Origin of the sequence: Methanolobus mangrovi (assembly GCF_031312535.1) — an archaeon.
Taxonomy (GTDB): Archaea; Halobacteriota; Methanosarcinia; order Methanosarcinales; family Methanosarcinaceae; genus Methanolobus; species Methanolobus mangrovi.
Genome location: NZ_CP133594.1, coordinates 2,334,650 through 2,350,192 on the forward strand (window position 1 = coordinate 2,334,650; position 15,543 = coordinate 2,350,192).

Annotated in this window: 15 protein-coding genes; 8 read left to right on the forward strand and 7 right to left on the reverse strand. The window is 43.6% G+C overall.

What is annotated here, in order from left to right; translation table 11 throughout:
• Positions 1-10 precede the first annotated feature (10 nt).
• Together purL and RE476_RS11295 are read right to left on the reverse strand one after the other, a co-directional pair.
• On the reverse strand, positions 11-2,158 hold the full coding sequence (gene purL / locus RE476_RS11290) for a phosphoribosylformylglycinamidine synthase subunit PurL (RefSeq protein WP_309307735.1): 2,148 nt from the start codon (positions 2,156-2,158) through the stop codon (positions 11-13).
• Between the two features lie 137 nt (positions 2,159-2,295).
• Positions 2,296-2,655 (reverse strand): DUF192 domain-containing protein, encoded by a 360-nt coding sequence (locus tag RE476_RS11295; protein ID WP_309307736.1) that lies wholly within the window; start codon positions 2,653-2,655, stop codon positions 2,296-2,298.
• Between the two features lie 84 nt (positions 2,656-2,739).
• Here RE476_RS11295 and yciH point away from each other — a divergent pair, with 84 nt between their 5' ends.
• The 7 genes from yciH to RE476_RS11330 all read left to right on the forward strand — a co-directional run bounded on the left by yciH (position 2,740) and on the right by RE476_RS11330 (position 8,161).
• Positions 2,740-3,048 carry a stress response translation initiation inhibitor YciH gene (yciH, locus tag RE476_RS11300; RefSeq protein WP_309307737.1) on the forward strand — a complete coding sequence of 103 codons (309 nt, stop codon included), beginning with the start codon at positions 2,740-2,742 and terminating at the stop codon, positions 3,046-3,048.
• A gap of 124 nt (positions 3,049-3,172) precedes the next feature.
• Positions 3,173-4,336 (forward strand): cysteine desulfurase NifS, encoded by a 1,164-nt coding sequence (gene nifS / locus RE476_RS11305; RefSeq protein WP_309307738.1) that lies wholly within the window; start codon positions 3,173-3,175, stop codon positions 4,334-4,336.
• A 19-nt stretch (positions 4,337-4,355) separates the two neighbouring features.
• Entirely contained in the window at positions 4,356-4,724 is a 369-nt protein-coding gene (locus RE476_RS11310; protein ID WP_309307739.1) for an iron-sulfur cluster assembly scaffold protein, read from the forward strand.
• 22 nt (positions 4,725-4,746) lie between these two features.
• Positions 4,747-5,109: a transcriptional regulator gene (locus tag RE476_RS11315; protein ID WP_309307740.1), complete on the forward strand. Its 363-nt coding sequence runs from the start codon at positions 4,747-4,749 to the stop codon at positions 5,107-5,109.
• Positions 5,106-6,329, forward strand: coding sequence for an Nre family DNA repair protein (locus RE476_RS11320; protein WP_309307741.1), 1,224 nt, complete (start codon positions 5,106-5,108; stop codon positions 6,327-6,329). Before RE476_RS11315 ends, RE476_RS11320 begins: the two co-directional genes overlap by 4 nt.
• Before the next feature lie 105 nt (positions 6,330-6,434).
• On the forward strand, positions 6,435-7,472 hold the full coding sequence (locus RE476_RS11325) for an inorganic phosphate transporter (protein ID WP_309307742.1): 1,038 nt from the start codon (positions 6,435-6,437) through the stop codon (positions 7,470-7,472).
• On the forward strand, positions 7,469-8,161 hold the full coding sequence (locus RE476_RS11330) for a TIGR00153 family protein (RefSeq protein ID WP_309307743.1): 693 nt from the start codon (positions 7,469-7,471) through the stop codon (positions 8,159-8,161). Before RE476_RS11325 ends, RE476_RS11330 begins: the two co-directional genes overlap by 4 nt.
• Positions 8,162-8,175: 14 nt before the next feature.
• On the opposite strand, the gene RE476_RS11335 is transcribed toward RE476_RS11330, so the two are convergent.
• Together RE476_RS11335 and purC are read right to left on the reverse strand one after the other, a co-directional pair.
• Positions 8,176-9,624: a phytoene desaturase family protein gene (locus RE476_RS11335; RefSeq protein WP_309309612.1), complete on the reverse strand. Its 1,449-nt coding sequence runs from the start codon at positions 9,622-9,624 to the stop codon at positions 8,176-8,178.
• Positions 9,625-9,656: 32 nt separating this feature from the next.
• Complete coding sequence (gene purC / locus RE476_RS11340) at positions 9,657-10,370, reverse strand: phosphoribosylaminoimidazolesuccinocarboxamide synthase (RefSeq protein ID WP_309307744.1); 714 nt, start codon at positions 10,368-10,370, stop codon at positions 9,657-9,659.
• A gap of 149 nt (positions 10,371-10,519) precedes the next feature.
• On the opposite strand from purC, the gene nikR reads away from it, so the two are divergent.
• On the forward strand, positions 10,520-10,942 hold the full coding sequence (nikR, locus tag RE476_RS11345) for a nickel-responsive transcriptional regulator NikR (protein ID WP_309307745.1): 423 nt from the start codon (positions 10,520-10,522) through the stop codon (positions 10,940-10,942).
• A 2-nt stretch (positions 10,943-10,944) separates the two neighbouring features.
• On the opposite strand, the gene RE476_RS11350 is transcribed toward nikR, so the two are convergent.
• The 3 genes from RE476_RS11350 to RE476_RS11360 form a co-directional block, all read right to left on the reverse strand.
• Positions 10,945-11,304 carry an ArsR/SmtB family transcription factor gene (locus RE476_RS11350; protein ID WP_309307746.1) on the reverse strand — a complete coding sequence of 120 codons (360 nt, stop codon included), beginning with the start codon at positions 11,302-11,304 and terminating at the stop codon, positions 10,945-10,947.
• A 186-nt stretch (positions 11,305-11,490) separates the two neighbouring features.
• Positions 11,491-12,837, reverse strand: a complete 1,347-nt coding sequence (locus RE476_RS11355; RefSeq protein ID WP_309307747.1) for a hypothetical protein — start codon at positions 12,835-12,837, stop codon at positions 11,491-11,493.
• Positions 12,834-15,515 carry a cation-translocating P-type ATPase gene (locus RE476_RS11360; RefSeq protein WP_309307748.1) on the reverse strand — a complete coding sequence of 894 codons (2,682 nt, stop codon included), beginning with the start codon at positions 15,513-15,515 and terminating at the stop codon, positions 12,834-12,836. Before RE476_RS11360 ends, RE476_RS11355 begins: the two co-directional genes overlap by 4 nt.
• Positions 15,516-15,543 lie beyond the last annotated feature (28 nt).

Sequence of the window (15,543 nt, forward strand, 5' to 3'; positions counted from 1 at the left end):
TTGATGATGATTATTCCATCATCAATGTCATGAGGCTGTCCCTTGCTTCTTTGATCTCATCAAGGGTCAGTTGTACCTTTGAATCTCCAATCTGGATATTCAATGTGTTTCCGCCAACAGTTCCTATTACTATATGTGGAACGTCTTTTAGCATCTCTGCAACAACATCAGGTTCTGATGTAGCTACCAGTGCCCTGGCATAGGATTCGGAGAACAGGATATCATCTGCTCTGAGGTCATCTCCTGCGTTGCTCAAATCAATATCAGCACCGTATTTTTCACACATTTCACAAATTGAAGCTGCAATCCCTCCAAGTGATACATCGTGTGATGCTGTGAGCTTTCCGCTTTTTCCAAGGTCTATGAGGGTGTCGATGACCTTTGTAGTGTTCTCAGGTGGCTGTGGGGCTTTACCGTCCTTTTCCTTTCCAATGATGTTGTAGTATTCAGAACCACCGAGTTCGTCACCTGTTGTTCCTACGAGGATTATGGTGTCACCTTCTGTTGTGAATACTCCGGCAGGTGCCATGCTCACATCTTCAATGTGACCTACAAGTCCGATGGATGGGGTTGGTGCGATCGCTGTCTTGAATTCACCACTCTCATTGTAGAGAGATACATTTCCACCAACTACTGGTATTGTAAGATCTCTTGCTGCATCTCCAAGTCCCAGGATAGCCTGCTTGAACTGCCAGTATATGTCCGGTCTTTCAGGGTTTCCGAAGTTCAGGCAATCCACAATAGCGATTCCACGTGCGCCCTTAACTGCAAGGTTCATGGCATTTTCGATGACTGTTCCTTTTCCGCCGGCATACGGGTCGAGTAATGTGTGTCTGGGGTTGCAGCCGCATGAAAGTGCTATTCCCTCATTGCCCTCAATGCGCAGTATTCCAGCGTCATCTCCGGGTTTTGTGACTGTGCGTACCTGTACTTCGTGGTCGTATTGTCTGTATATCCATCTCTTTGATGCTACGTTATGTGAGGACATTATATCAAGCACGGTCTGTTTCAGGTCAGCCGGCATTTCCGGTTTTACTCCAATTTCACGGGGTGCCGGAGCTTTTGAAGGACGCTCGAAAGTTGGTGCTCCCTCTGTCAATTCTTTGATTGGTATATCCGCGACTACCTCTCCCTTGAACTCAACGGTGTAGTTCATAGCTTCGGTAAGTTCGCCTATCATGCTGGCATTGAGGTCGTACTTCTTTGCGATATCCAGTACTGCATCTACATTTTCAGGTTCGACTTCAAGTAGCATACGTTCCTGTGATTCTGCAATAAGTATCTCATAAGGTGTCATGCCGGTTTCACGCAGGATCACATTATCTGATATGATTCTCATTCCCAGATTTCCTTTGGATGCCATTTCTGAACTTGCACCTGCAAGTCCTGCTGCTCCAAGGTCTCTGCATGATTTCACGTATCCTTTTCCAATAGCTTCCAGCGTTGCTTCTATCACAAGTTTCTCAGTGAATGGGTCTCCTATCTGGATACTTGGCCTGTCTTCTGCTTCGGAATCTTCGGAAAGGTCTCTTGATGCAAAAGATGCTCCTCCAAGTCCATCCCTTCCGGTAGTGGATCCCATCAGTACAAGCTTGTTACCTGCCTTTTGTGCGCAGGCGGTCACGATATCCTTCTCACGTGCAAGGCCTACTGCAACAACGTTCACCAGGGGGTTTCCACTGTATGACTTGTCAAAGAATGCTTCACCACGTACTACCGGCACACCGATACAGTTGCCGTATCCTGCAATTCCCTCGATGATGTGTTCAAAAAGGTAGAGGTTCTTCGGGTTGTCAAGCGGTCCGAAGTAGAGTGGGTCCATAAGTGCTATTGGCCTTGCCCCCATGGATATTATATCACGGACAATGCCTCCGACACCTGTGGCTGAACCATTATATGGGTCTACATATGAGGGGTGGTTGTGACTCTCCATTCCAATTGCAAGTACCCATCCGTTTCCAAAACTGATGATGGCTGCATCGTCGCCGGGACCTATAATGACCTTGTCTCCGGTAGTTGTAAATGTCTTAAGCAGTGGTGCACTTGAGCGATATGAGCAGTGCTCGCTCCACAGGTTCAGAAAACAACCCTGTTCTACGAGGTTTGGTTCCCTTCCCATCTTCTCTGTTATGATCTTTAAGTCATCTTCAGGTAACATTCATGTGCCTCTGGTTTAATATGGTGATTTATATAGTGAATTATCAGGGCTTTAAAGAACCCTTAATGTAATAAACATTTCTTTGAACAGGTTTTAAGGCTGATTTCAATAATGTAGCTTATGTAATGGTTAATAACTTACTGACATTGATTCTCAAATTCAAATTTGTCCCCGATATCTATTCCCATTCTATCTGATTTGCCGTGGGAGGTTTCTATTATATATTTTACTTTTGCCTTACAGGAACATGTGCCTATCCATGGCCGCAGGCTGTCCTTCTTTATTACTCTTTTCTGTTCGTCAAGAAAAATAGCATCAATGGGGTAATTGACAAAAAGCATGTGTAATGACACTTTCTGTGCTTTCTTCATAACAAATATGAGGGCATAATTATCAGGTATCCTCTTGCTGAACATGAGCCCTTTTGTTTGCTTAAACAGGCTACATGCAAAAACAACGTCTGTTGCGACTTCTTTACCATTAGATATTAATATCATCGAAGTTCTACTCTAATCATCTATTTTGATTGAATCATATGGAGTGTTTAAAATAGATAATAATGTCGGAGGAAATACCAGAAGATGAGTTCTGAAATGTGTTCAGTATGTGGATTACCAAAAGAGCTTTGCATATGCGAAGAAGTGGCAAAAGAGCAGCAAAGAATAACTGTCAAAGTAAACAGGCGAAGATATGGTAAAGAAGTAACGGTAGTAGATGGTCTTGATGCCCATGAAATTGATCTTCATGAACTTTCAACTTACCTCAAGTCCAAATTTGCATGTGGTGGGACAGTAAAAGGAAATTCGGTAGAATTGCAGGGTAATCACCTGAGCCGTATGAAGGCCGTTCTTATCGAAAGAGGATTTTCCCCCGATCAGATAAAAAACTAATTTTATTCTCTCTTATGTGTGGAATGTCCACACATTTTCTTGCAGGATGTTTTCTGCCTGATTCTAACCATTCAGCATGCTTTGCTGAAGGATATTTATTTATTGTACATCTTCTCTACTAATTATGGATATTATGAAGCGGATCTATATGGACCACAGTGCGACCACTCGTGTGGACTCTCTGGTGGTTGATGCCATGTTACCTTATTTTAGTGAGATGTTTGGAAACTCGTCAAGTTTGCATTCATTTGGCATGGAGGCTGCAGAAGCTCTCTCCATGGCGCGTAAACAGGTCGCAGAAGCAATTGGTGCTCTGCCTGAAGAAATTATATTCACATCAGGAGGAACAGAATCGGATAATCTTGCAATAAGGGGTGTAATCCCTCATAACTCCGGAAAAAAACACATCATTACATCAGTTGTCGAGCATCCTGCAGTGCTTAATACATGTGCTTATCTTGAAAGCCTGGGCCATGAGGTATCATATATCCAGGTTGATGGCGATGGTGTGGTGGATCTTGGAAAGCTAGAGGCTTCGATTCGTGAGAACACTGTTCTCATAAGTGTAATGCATGCTAATAATGAAGTAGGAACCATCCAGCCCATAAAAGAGATTGGACAAATTGCAAAGAAAAACAATATTTACTTCCATACTGATGCAGTACAGAGTGTTGGAAAGATCCCTGTTAATGTGGATGACCTCGGAGTTGATATGCTTTCGATATCCTCTCACAAGATACACGGACCAAAAGGTGTCGGGGTATTGTATGTTCGAAAGGGAACAACCATTGAGCCGATAGTCTTTGGTGGCAATCATGAAAATGGCATGCGTTCGGGAACTGAGAATATCCCTGGTATTGTAGGTATCGGTAAAGCAATGATCCTTGCAAAGGAACGTCTAGATGCCGATTCAAAACATATGCAGCAAATGCGTGATTCTTTAATAAGCAGGATATTTGAGTCAGTTACGGATGTTCGCCTAAATGGGCATCCTGCACAACGTCTTCCAAACAATGTAAATTTAAGTTTCAAATACGCGGAAGGTGAATCCATGCTCATGCTCCTGGATATGAAGGGCATTGCAGTGTCGACAGGTTCAGCATGCTCATCCAAATCCCTGAAGGCATCCCACGTACTCAGTTCTCTTAATATAGAGGACGATTACATACATGGTTCCCTGCGGATAAGTCTTGGAAGGGAAAATACTATGGAAGACATAGATTATGTTGTTGAGAGCCTGAAGGAAACAGTTTTGAAGCTCAGGGAAATGTCTGCGATTTCCAGTTAAAATACAGTGGGAGGTATTCATGTATTCAAAAAAGGTTATTGAGGAATTTAGCAATCCCAAAAACGTAGGTAGTATAGAGGATGCTGATGGTGTGGGTGAAATCGGAAGCACCATTGATGGTGATATAATAAATATATCTATCAAGGTGAAGGACAACGTGATCGAAGATGTCAAGTTCAAGACATTCGGTTGTGTTGTTGCAATTTCCACATCAAGCATGGTTACGAATCTGGCAAAGGGAAAGACTATCGATGAAGCTCTTGCACTAGACAATGAAGATGTTATCAATGCCCTTGAAGGCCTTCCTGAAGGGAAGGACAGGTGCTCTGGTTTTGCCCTTGATGCTCTTAAACTGGCAATTGAAGATTACAGGCAAAAGAACAAATGACAATTAAAAAAGGTGACTTCTTATGAAAACAACATGTGAGATCATGGTTCAGCGGGTACTGCCTGCTATACGTGCAGAGCTTGCGAGATGTATGATCTGTGAGCATGGAAAAAACCAGCAGGAAGTTGCAGAGGTACTGGAGCTATCACGGGCAGCCGTGTCTCAGTATGTCAATGATAAACGTGGTGCAGAGGTTGATTTTTCAGAGGAGGCCCAGCAGGAGATAAAGAGATTTGCTGCCAGTCTTCTTGAGGGGATGAAGTCAAGGGAGCAGGTTGCTGGAATGTGCAATGTCTGCAAGTTCGTCCAGCGTTCCGGCTGGCTCAACAAAAATGAACCGTATGCCGGTTATTGTGTTCTTTGCGGAGATGGCGAGGTTCATTGACGCAAAATCTTTGCATAAAATGTAAGGGCAAAGGTCTTTGTGGACGACCAAGGTGTCCTATCCTGGAGAAATTCAAGTCCATAGAGTCCGTAATTCCGAAATCCTCCGGTGAGACTTCTATTTTTGGCGCATCTCCTCCATCTGTCTTTGTGGGGCGGTACAATTATCCTGAGGTAAAAGCAGGTCCCATGATACCGCCTGAGCTTTGCGGGGATGAGGCAATGTTGCTGGAAGACCCAAAATCCTTGCTGAAGATGAATATACAGGATGTCATTGCATCCCGTTCCCAGCTTGTAAGGGCTAACACAGGTATTAATGTGAAGAATGCACGTTCTCCTGATAATCAACTGATTGAAAGATCCCAGGAATTAGCCCTGTCAAAAAATCCTGTGGATACTGAGGCATGGTTCAATAAGCCCATAAGTAACAAACTCAAATTCGATAACGTCCTGACTCCTATGGGTCCTTCGGGTGACCTGAAGAAATTCGATATAACTGAGAATCCCAAAGTCCCAAAGAAAGTAGATTATCTGGTGTATGATGAAGATGCACTGGCAAAGGATGCAATATCCGAGTTATGGGGCGGTAATATCCCTGCAGAACATATCACGCGCCTTCTTTCTATCGGGCTTTTAGGTCAGGAACGAAAATTAGTCCCTACCCGCTGGTCTATAACTGCAGTCGACGATATGGTGGGAAAGGACCTCCTTTCAAATATAAGGGACTACCAGCAGTTGAGTGAAGTTCAGGTTTTCAGTGGTGGCGTATTTGGTAATCACTTTGAAATAATCCTGATTCCCCGCATGTTCTCATTTGAGTTAATTGAGGTCTGGATGCCGCGTACTGTTTGGTCCGGAGGGAGCACGTGGATAGGGGCAGATCATGAGGATTTCGGTGGAAAAAAGAAATACTCTGATCTTGCAGGCGGTTACTATGCAGCTCGTCTGGGTGCCTTGGAATATCTTAATTCCATTCGCAGGCAGGCTACCGTATTCATGGTTAGGGAAATAAGGCCTGAATACTGGGCACCGCTTGGCGTATGGGTTGTCAGGGAAGGTGTGAGGGAAGCATTCAACAATGAACCTCAACGTTTTGAATCCGTGGGGCAGGCGCTTTCAGATATTTCAATCCGTATAAAGACTTCATCATCTGAATGGTTGCCAAAAGCAGCTTTGTTGCCTGATATACGCTTCCAGCGGACTCTTAACTCTTTCTTCTAAATAGTTATATATAGTTTATTTATCTCTATATAGTATATAGTGCACACATTTATGTTTCACTTACCCTCTAGCCATACTAAATCTATATAGTGGAGAATATTACCGATGAGTTTTTTTGATCCTCTCGTATTGTTATTGGTTGCAGCAGGTCTGTATATGGCATGGAATATCGGTGCCAATGACCTTGCAAATGCCATGGGAACGTCAGTAGGCAGTGGGGCGCTGTCTATCAAACAAGTAATTATAATTGCAGGTGTTTTTGAGTTTGCAGGCGCCGTACTTTTTGGAAAAAGAGTTACTTCCACCATTGCCAAGGGCATTGTCCCTGTTGACTCCATCAGTCTAATTGATCCGCATCTTGTGGCCATTGGAATGCTTGCAGCTATCCTTGCAGCAGGTTTCTGGATCACACTTGCCACATTCTATAATCTCCCTGTGTCCACCACACATTCAATTGTAGGTGCTGTCCTTGGTTTTGGTTTAATGGCAGCATACTATGGTATCATCGGTTTTGAAGAGATAAAATGGGCCGTATTGGGTAAAATAGTTGGTAGTTGGCTGGTCTCGCCACTTCTTGGAGCGTTGCTTGCTTATGTTATCTTTTCTCTCATCCGGTATTTCATACTTCAAAAAGCAGATGATCCTTATAATGTAGAGAAGAAATTCGTCCTTCTACAGACAATGACTGCATGTTACATTGCCTTTGCACATGGTTCCAACGATGTTGCAAATGCTATCGGTCCTCTGTATGCAGGTTTGAATTCACTTGAGATGGCAGGCCTTGTTATTCCTCTCTGGGTAATGGCTCTTGGAGGTATTGGAATGGTCATAGGACTTGCTACATGGGGATACCGTGTGATTGAAACTATCGGCACACGAATAACCGAACTTACTCCTACAAGAGGTTTTTCGGCAGAGTTTGCCACAGCTTCCGTGGTGGTCCTCCATAGTTACAGTTCCCTGCCAATATCTACCACACACACACTTGTGGGTTCAGTTATAGGTGTTGGACTTGCTGGTGGTCTTGCGGCGGTTGATTTAAGTGTTATCGGAAAGATAGTTGTTTCCTGGATAGTTACTGTACCTGCAGCGGCAATTACATCTGCTATTATATTTGCAGGGCTAATGGGAGTCGGACTATGATAAAGAAAGAGTATATCCGTTCTGTATTGAATATATTTGCAAGTTCTCCTTTCAAACCACTGGTAATGCATGCCAACAAAGGAGGCGATTGTGTCAGGAAACTCAACGAGTCACTGATAGCCTACTGTGATGGCAATATGGACATAGTAGAGGAATTGAGCAATCAGATCGATGTTATAGAACACGAAGCTGATGTCATAAAACAGACCATTCGTTCCGAGCTGTCCTCTTCCATAATGCTTCCTGTACATGCCAATGACCTGCTCAATTTCCTGAAGCCGCAGGACTCTATATCAGACGATGCGCAGGAAGTGGCATTCTGGCTAACGGTGCACAAATTCGAGGCACCCGATGATATACGTGATGGATTCAAGGAGCTCATGGCGAAGACCCTTGAAACAGTGGAAATGTATGAAGACCTTGTTTCCACCCTTGGGGAACTACTGGAAACGTCTTTCAGTAAAAGAGATGTTGAAGAAACCCTTCACCTTGTAGTAAAAGTAGAGGAAATGGAGCATCAGGTCGATGTTATTGAAAAAGATCTGGTGAGGCAGATCTTCAGGAATGAAAATAATATTGGCGCGGTTGGCGTGTACCACCTTGCCCGCCTTGTAAGGGGCATTGGTGATATTGCAGACAAGTCCGAGCATGCAGCAGACAGGTTAAGGACAATGGTCCTGAGAAGGTAATTACCTTCTCATTATTACTTGTGAAGACATCCGTCTTCGTTCATCTTTTTAAGTAATTCGACTATCGAATATGCTGCACGGGTGACTCCCATACTTCTTTTATCAGTGTCCGTTCCAGCTGCATAAAGTCCGTTGATAGGTGTTCTTACATCGGCGAAATAGCCGTCGATGGTCACAGCAGCTTTTTCAGGAATCGTTATCTGATTGTGCTTCATCTCAATATGTTCCTCGATTTTCGGGATAGCATGATAGATCGTTTCATATGCTTTCTTTATCTGCATATCTTCATTATCCTCCCCGTCAATTATGAATGTGAAACCAACGAGCTGTTTTCCCTTTGGTGCCAGTGAAGCATCATAGTTGCTTATTGGCATAGCCCAGTAAGGAGCGTCCTTGAACCAGATCTCCGATCCGATGTAATTGAACTCGTCCATAATACAGTCCAGTCCAGTCCATACAGTCAGACTTTTGGTGTGTACGACACCTTTTAGCTCTTGTATGTAGGAGTTTGGAAGACTCTCTATCATGGAAGGAAGGTCAGTAACAAATCCTGTGTATATAACTTTCCTGGCAGTGTATACCTCATCAGCTTCAACACCGGTCACCCTGCCTTTATCTGTGAGTATCTTCTTTACTTCGCAGTCAGTTTTAATCTCCACTGTCTTTGGAAGTGAGAATAAAAGCGCATTAAGGAGGGCTTTCAATCCTTTTCTTGGATAGCCCTGAGAATAGCTGACCTTGTTAGTTGCCAGTCTTCCAAGGGATGTGAAAGGATTGGATACCCTGTTGATCCTTGTCTGCAATGAAGCATGCAGGTTTGGTGGAAGTATTGATCGTGGGACTGGTTCCACAGCCATCTTCTCATTAGACTTCATTATATTCTCTAACTGTTCTTCCGGTACGCTGTCACGTACAAAACTGCTTCCTGCAAGGATCCTCTGGGCAGATGTCTGCTTCATGTCCTTGCCTGAAAGGAAGTGGCATATGGTATCTACGAAGTCATATGTGTCAGCTGAAAGGTTGTTTGGCATGAATTCATAGACCGATTGCTTGGCCAGGTCAGTTCCGAATGTAGAGAGAGTGAGTGCTTTGGTGATGGCCTGCGTGAGTACTATCCTGTCCTTGCGTGGAAGGACATCGAATGTGACAAACTCCTTGATATTAGAAGGAACTTTCATGAACTGGTTCTCAGTTCTTATGTAGTAGTATCCGTAATCCTCAAAGACCGGAACGTAATCAAAATAATTATCCATAAGCCTTCTAAGAGGCCCTACTTCAAGATGTGTAATGGCATGGGCGCCTGTATCTACCTGGAAACCATCAACCATATAGCTGTTACAGTTACCGCCTACGAATTTATCTTTTTCAAGTACCAGTACTTTATTTCCATGTTTAGAAAGGGTGAGTGCGGACAGAAGCCCGCTTATACCTGCACCCACGACTATTACATCGTAATCTTCCATCATATCCCCTCATTACGAGTAAATGCGTGTGCTTATTCAAAGATCTCAGGCACGATGCGCCTTGCAACTTCTTCGTATGCTTTGGAAAGATCTCCCTTATCAAAGCGGAAAATATCCTTGTCCATTGATTCGCCTGTGCTCTTGTCCCAGAGTCGGCATGTGTCACATGATATCTCATCAGCCACAACGATCTTGCCGTCAACTCTTCCGAACTCCAGTTTGAAATCAGGGAGCAGGAATCCTTTTTCATCAAGGTATTTCACGAGTATCTCGTTGATCTTCAGGGCCATTGCACGGATCTGCGCAATCTCTTCGTAAGTGGCAATTCCCATGGCTACAGCGATATCTTCGTTCATCATAGGGTCGCCGTGTTCGTCACTCTTGTAATCCATTACAATCACGGGTGTTTTGAAAACAGTCCCTTCTTTAATAGGATACTTGCGTGTGATAGAACCTGCTGCAATGTTACGTGGAATTACTTCGATCAGTATTATCTCAACAGCACGGACGAGCATTTCGTTGTCAGAAACCATCCCCAGGTAATGTGTGGGGATGCCTTGCTCTTCAAGCATCTCAAATATCTTTTTAGATATCTGTGCATTGAAATAGCCCTTGTTCTTAGCTTCGCTCTTCTTCTTGCCGTCAAATGCCGTAAGACTGTCCCTGAACTCTGAGATCAGTTTTTCTGGGTCTTCGGTTTTGTAGATGGTCTTTGCTTTTCCTGAGTATAACTGTTCTTTCTTCATCTGCATCATCCTCTTGTCAATAGCATTATTGATTACTTTATATATAGATGTTCTATAATTATTTATGTCTTAATTTATGTATCATTAGTGTACTATTATTGCATACTAAATGTTATTATGATACTGATTGATTATTATAGGTGAACCAAATGGAACAGGAACTTATGCGTATTGGGGTATCTCTTCCCGAAAATCTTCTGACTAAATTTGACACGATCATCGAACAGAGAGGTTACTCTTCCCGTTCTGAAGGAATCAGGGATTCCATCAGGAACTATATTACCCATTATGAATGGATGAGTGATGTAAAAGGCAGGCGTGTAGGTACTATCACTTTGATATATGACCATACAAAGCGTGGCCTTTCAAGCGCTCTTACTGAAATACAGCATGATTACTCTCATATTATTAAGTCTTCCGTCCACATTCATCTTGACCATGATAACTGTCTGGAAGTCATCATTCTTGATGGTGAAGGCGAAGAGGTAAAAGAGGTTGCTGAGAGGACAATGGCGCTTAAAGGTGTCAATTACGTCAAACTCAATACAGCCCTTCCGGCAGAGAAATCATAAAATCAGATCTCTTTTTTGAATGAGGACTCAATTGCCCTCAACATTTTTTTCCCTGGTTCCGTCAGATAATATATTTGGAAATTCTTGTCCCTTCTCGAGTCAACAAGGTCTGCATCCTTGAGCAGTTTCAGGTGGTATGAAAGTGCAGAATGTTTATAGTCAGTAGTCTCCACCAGCACGCATACACACAGTTCACTGATATGGAGGGCTTTTAGAATACGTATTCTTACTGGGTCAGAAAGTACTTTAAAAAGAGATACTAGGTTATTGACATCTTCTTTCATAGCTTCATGGACTTTCAGAGTTGTTGCGTCCGGAAGTATGTAAGGTTCCTGGCTCCTTTCGTTTACCTGTATTGTCATCTGTTTGATAATTAAGGTTCAACAGATTAATAGATTTTGCAATAGAACTAATATAGAATAACCAAAAAAAGGTTAATTGAACTCCTTTTCAATAAATAGTGGTGCATACTTCTTGTCCGTATCCTGTATGTGCCCAACGAACCATTCCTTGGGGAAGTTCAGGATATCATAACTAACTCCTGCTTTTTAGTACCATATTCTCAGTATTCCGGCATCTGTTCCCACACCCATGGCAACACTGTTATTTGCCAGTGTTACAGCTGCAATATTGGTATTAAGAGCTCCATCAAGAAGTAGATGCCCTTGCATATGAATGCCTGTCTCATTATGTTCCAGTATAGTCAATTCCCTGAAATCCTGAGTTGGAACAAGCAATTCGAAACGAGTATCATTGTCAAAGTTTCCTGCAACTGCCATGTCCAGGTCTCTTGATCCGGACATATGGGAGCTATAACCTGAAAGACCTGACATTACTGTCAGTTCATCCTCATTCAGCTGGTAGAATTCCACGATACCTTCAATATGTGGTGTGAGTACACCTGCTATCTCAATTTCTTCATTTGGTCCAAAAGGTGCAACGGCTATCTGATGTCTCCATCTATATCCATTGCCTGTAGTCGGCCCTGATGCCATAATATTTCCTTTGTCATCAAAAACCACATGTCTTGAGCCATCTTCTGCATTGCTCAGGGTAACAATTATCTCACGTATCCCGTCACCATCAAGGTCAGTCCAGATAGGTGCAATTCCTTCAATAACATCCCCTTCGGGAACAGTGATAATTCTAGTAATTGCAGGTGTTCCTGCAGTTTCGACAAGTGTAATGCCCGAAGCCTCTATAATGTCACCCAGCACTCCATGTTTATAATCTTCAGTTGGACCTGTCAGTAGCAGTATTCTCTCATCCTCATCCAACAGCAGGCGTGCATCGGGAAGGGCATTGACTTCAAGACGTGCTGATTCCCTGTCATTCACTCTGAATACCAGGTCACCTGATGTTTCTATAAAAACAGTCCTTCCTGAGCTTGAAAGGACAACCGGGTGGCTTAGAAGTGATTCATTCCACAGCCCTGGTGCAAGTAAAAATGCTTCATCGTTCTTGATCATAAGTATTGGAGGGCTGTCTGCATGAATTTTAGCAGGACTTATGTTCACTTTGCCGATGTCACCATTGGAAAGCTCAAAGGCTTCTACTGCACCGTCATCGAGCACCACGGCCCAGATGCTTCCGTTGTTTGAAGCTGCTGAAATAACCCATTCAGGTTTGCCTGATAGCTCCACATCCGTGTAATCTGCACTCAGCAGATCCATATTGCCTCGCACTACCCTGTTCCCGTCTGGCTGCAGGTACGTGTATGCAAGTGTGAAAGGTGTTCTGTAATTGAAAGTACAGTAATCACAGTCCAGTATCTCCTCAGGTATTGTGACCTCTTTTTGAGTGTCCTGTGTACCATTAATCGCTATGGCAATGAGGACAATGACTGCGAGCATTCCAAGAAGTATGAACATCATATTGCGGTTCCCAGCCATCATATGGTTTTGACACTCCTTGTGATGTATTTTAGTCCCTCTGCACAGAGGAACGTAATGAAAGCAACTCCGATAGGCATAATCCACTCTCCTGCGGACAGTGGCAGCAATCCGAATGCTTCGTTCAGGTGAGGAATATACATGACTGACATAGTTGCAAAGAAGGTCGCCAGAACACCTGCTATCATGAGCTTGTTAGTGAAAATACCTATACTTAATACAGAACGTTCAAGTGACCTGAAAGCCAGCGGTATGAAAAGTATCATGCTGACTACGGTTGCAAAGGTGAGTGTTCTTGCCATGACTGTATTGCTTGCCGGGTCACTCAGGGCAAAGACAAGGAAAGATGCTATTCCCATAATGAATGCCAGAGTAATTACCAAGAATAAGTTCCTCTTTTTCAGGAAACTATCATTAGGGTCACGGGGTGGCCTTTTCATAATTCCGTCTGCTGCGGGGTCCAGTCCCAGTGAGATTGCAGGCATTATCTCATTGAACATATTGATGAAAAGTATTTGCAGTGCCAGCAGCGGTATGAGATCAAAGCCAAGAAGGCTGATTCCTGCCATGATGAGAATTATCAGGGTGAAGTTCCTTGATATAAGATATGTTATGAACTTCTCGATGTTGTTATAAATAGTTCGCCCACCCTTGACAGCTTCAACAATGGTGGCAAAGTTGTCATCCTGAAGTATCATTACACTGGATTCTTTTGCAACATCAGTACCCTTTATTCCCATGGCGATACCGATATCTGCTTTTTTAAGTGCAGGTGCATCATTGACACCATCGCCTGTCATGGCAACGATATGTCCTTTTTTCTGCAGGGCATCAACTATCCTGAGTTTCTGCTCTGGCATTGTCCTGGCATAAACATTGATATTCTCAACAATAATTGAAAACTCTTCGTCGTTGAGTTCTTCAAGCTCGTCACCCGTAACTGCACAGTCGGCTGCTATGCGCTGAAGTTTCTCATCGTCATAGATTCCGCATCCCTGTTTGCCTTCAAAGAGTCCGATACTTCTGCCAATAGCCTTTGCAGTCTCCTGGTTATCTCCGGTTATCATGATGACTTGAATACCAGCATTCCTGCACATTTCTACTGCAGTTTTTACTTCTTCACGTGGCGGGTCTATCATGGCAACAAGTCCGAGGAAGGTCATTTCCTTTTCAAAGTCACCATCAAGGCCATGCTCCGGAGTCTCTTTACATGCAACCGCAAGCACACGATAGGCTGAACTTGCAAATTCAAGGTTCTTCTCCAGTATTGCTTCCGTATCCTGTTGTGTAATGGTGTATAATTCCCCGTTCTTCTCAATGCTCCTGCATTTTGGGAGAACAAACTCCGGTGCTCCTTTTGTGAATGAGATTGTTCCACTGCCGGTGCTGTGGATAGTTGTCATTATTTTCCTTTCTGAGGTGAAAACTATCTCCTCAACCATAGCATATTCTTTTTCTAGTTCGTCCTTCCAAAGGTCTGCTTTTGCAGCGGCAACGGTGAGTGCTATTTCTGTAGGGTCCCCGACAACCTCCCATTTGTCCTGTCTTTTTTCGATGGCAGAGTTATTACACAGTGCAATAGCTTTAAGCAGTTTTAAGGAAGTCTCTTCTTCCGTCACATCAACCCGGTCACCCCTTTTCTGGAACTCTCCTTTTGGCACGTATCCTGCCCCTGTCAGTTCAAGTGCGTTCCCGCTGACGAATATCTTTTCCACGGTCATCTCGTTCTTGGTTAAGGTACCTGTTTTATCCGTACATATGACCGTTGTGGAGCCGAGAGTCTCAACAGCAAGCATCTTTCTGATAATGGCATTGTGACCCGCCATTTTTTTCATACCATAGGCAAGGGTTATTGTAAGTGTAAGCGGCAATCCTTCAGGTACTGCTGCCACAGCAAGTGCAAGGGATATTAAAAGCATATCAGCAAATGGAGCTCCAATGGCAATACCAATTGCAAAAGTGATTGCAGAGGCAAGTATTGCAAGTATTGCAAGTGTCAGGGATAATTTTGTAATCTTCACCTGCAGGGGCGTATCCTCGCTTTTTGTCTGTATGAGGCTGGCGATCTTTCCTATCTGTGTCTGCATTCCCGTAGCTGTGACCAGTGCCTTGCATTTTCCATGTACCAGCTGGGTGCCGGCAAAGATACTCTCGTTCCCTATTTTTCCGACCGGTACACTTTCCCCGGTCAGGGCAGATTCATCCAATCTCAGGGCAACAGTATCAAAGAGGACCGCATCTGCAGGAACCTTGTCCCCGGTTTCCAGAACAAGTATGTCTCCGGGAACTATCTCTGTTGTGAGTATCTTCCGGAGTTTCCGGTCCCGGATGACCGTTGTTTCGGGCTGTACTATACTTTTGAGGGCTTCCATTGCTTTTTCGGCCCTGTACTCCTGTATAAAACCAAGTACTATAACAACAGCAATTGTGAACATTATTACCCAGAAATCAATGGTCTCATTGATTATCAGGGAAATTACAGCCGCAGCCATGAGCACCCAGACTATCAGGTTCACGAATTGTCCGGCAAAGACCTTCAATGCCGTAGTTTTTTCCTTCTCCTCAAGTTCATTCTTTCCGTATTTCTGTAACCTTTCAAGGGCTTCCTGATTGGAAAGTCCTGTTTCGGAGCTCTCAAGGTCTGTGAATATTTCTTCGATTCCCACGGGTACATTTCCCACTGTATTTACTCCCTGTCCACTTTGTCAA

Coding starts and splice junctions, on each gene's coding strand:
- RE476_RS11315 (WP_309307740.1), top strand. CDS start 4,747: ATGAAAACAACATGTGAGATCATGGTTCAGCGGGTACTGCCTGCTATA.
- nifS (WP_309307738.1), top strand. CDS start 3,173: ATGGATATTATGAAGCGGATCTATATGGACCACAGTGCGACCACTCGT.
- RE476_RS11310 (WP_309307739.1), top strand. CDS start 4,356: ATGTATTCAAAAAAGGTTATTGAGGAATTTAGCAATCCCAAAAACGTA.
- purL (WP_309307735.1), bottom strand. CDS start 2,158: ATGTTACCTGAAGATGACTTAAAGATCATAACAGAGAAGATGGGAAGG.
- RE476_RS11335 (WP_309309612.1), bottom strand. CDS start 9,624: ATGGAAGATTACGATGTAATAGTCGTGGGTGCAGGTATAAGCGGGCTT.
- yciH (WP_309307737.1), top strand. CDS start 2,740: ATGAGTTCTGAAATGTGTTCAGTATGTGGATTACCAAAAGAGCTTTGC.
- nikR (WP_309307745.1), top strand. CDS start 10,520: ATGGAACAGGAACTTATGCGTATTGGGGTATCTCTTCCCGAAAATCTT.
- RE476_RS11330 (WP_309307743.1), top strand. CDS start 7,469: ATGATAAAGAAAGAGTATATCCGTTCTGTATTGAATATATTTGCAAGT.
- RE476_RS11325 (WP_309307742.1), top strand. CDS start 6,435: ATGAGTTTTTTTGATCCTCTCGTATTGTTATTGGTTGCAGCAGGTCTG.
- RE476_RS11355 (WP_309307747.1), bottom strand. CDS start 12,837: ATGATGGCTGGGAACCGCAATATGATGTTCATACTTCTTGGAATGCTC.
- RE476_RS11350 (WP_309307746.1), bottom strand. CDS start 11,304: ATGACAATACAGGTAAACGAAAGGAGCCAGGAACCTTACATACTTCCG.
- RE476_RS11295 (WP_309307736.1), bottom strand. CDS start 2,655: ATGATATTAATATCTAATGGTAAAGAAGTCGCAACAGACGTTGTTTTT.
- purC (WP_309307744.1), bottom strand. CDS start 10,370: ATGAAGAAAGAACAGTTATACTCAGGAAAAGCAAAGACCATCTACAAA.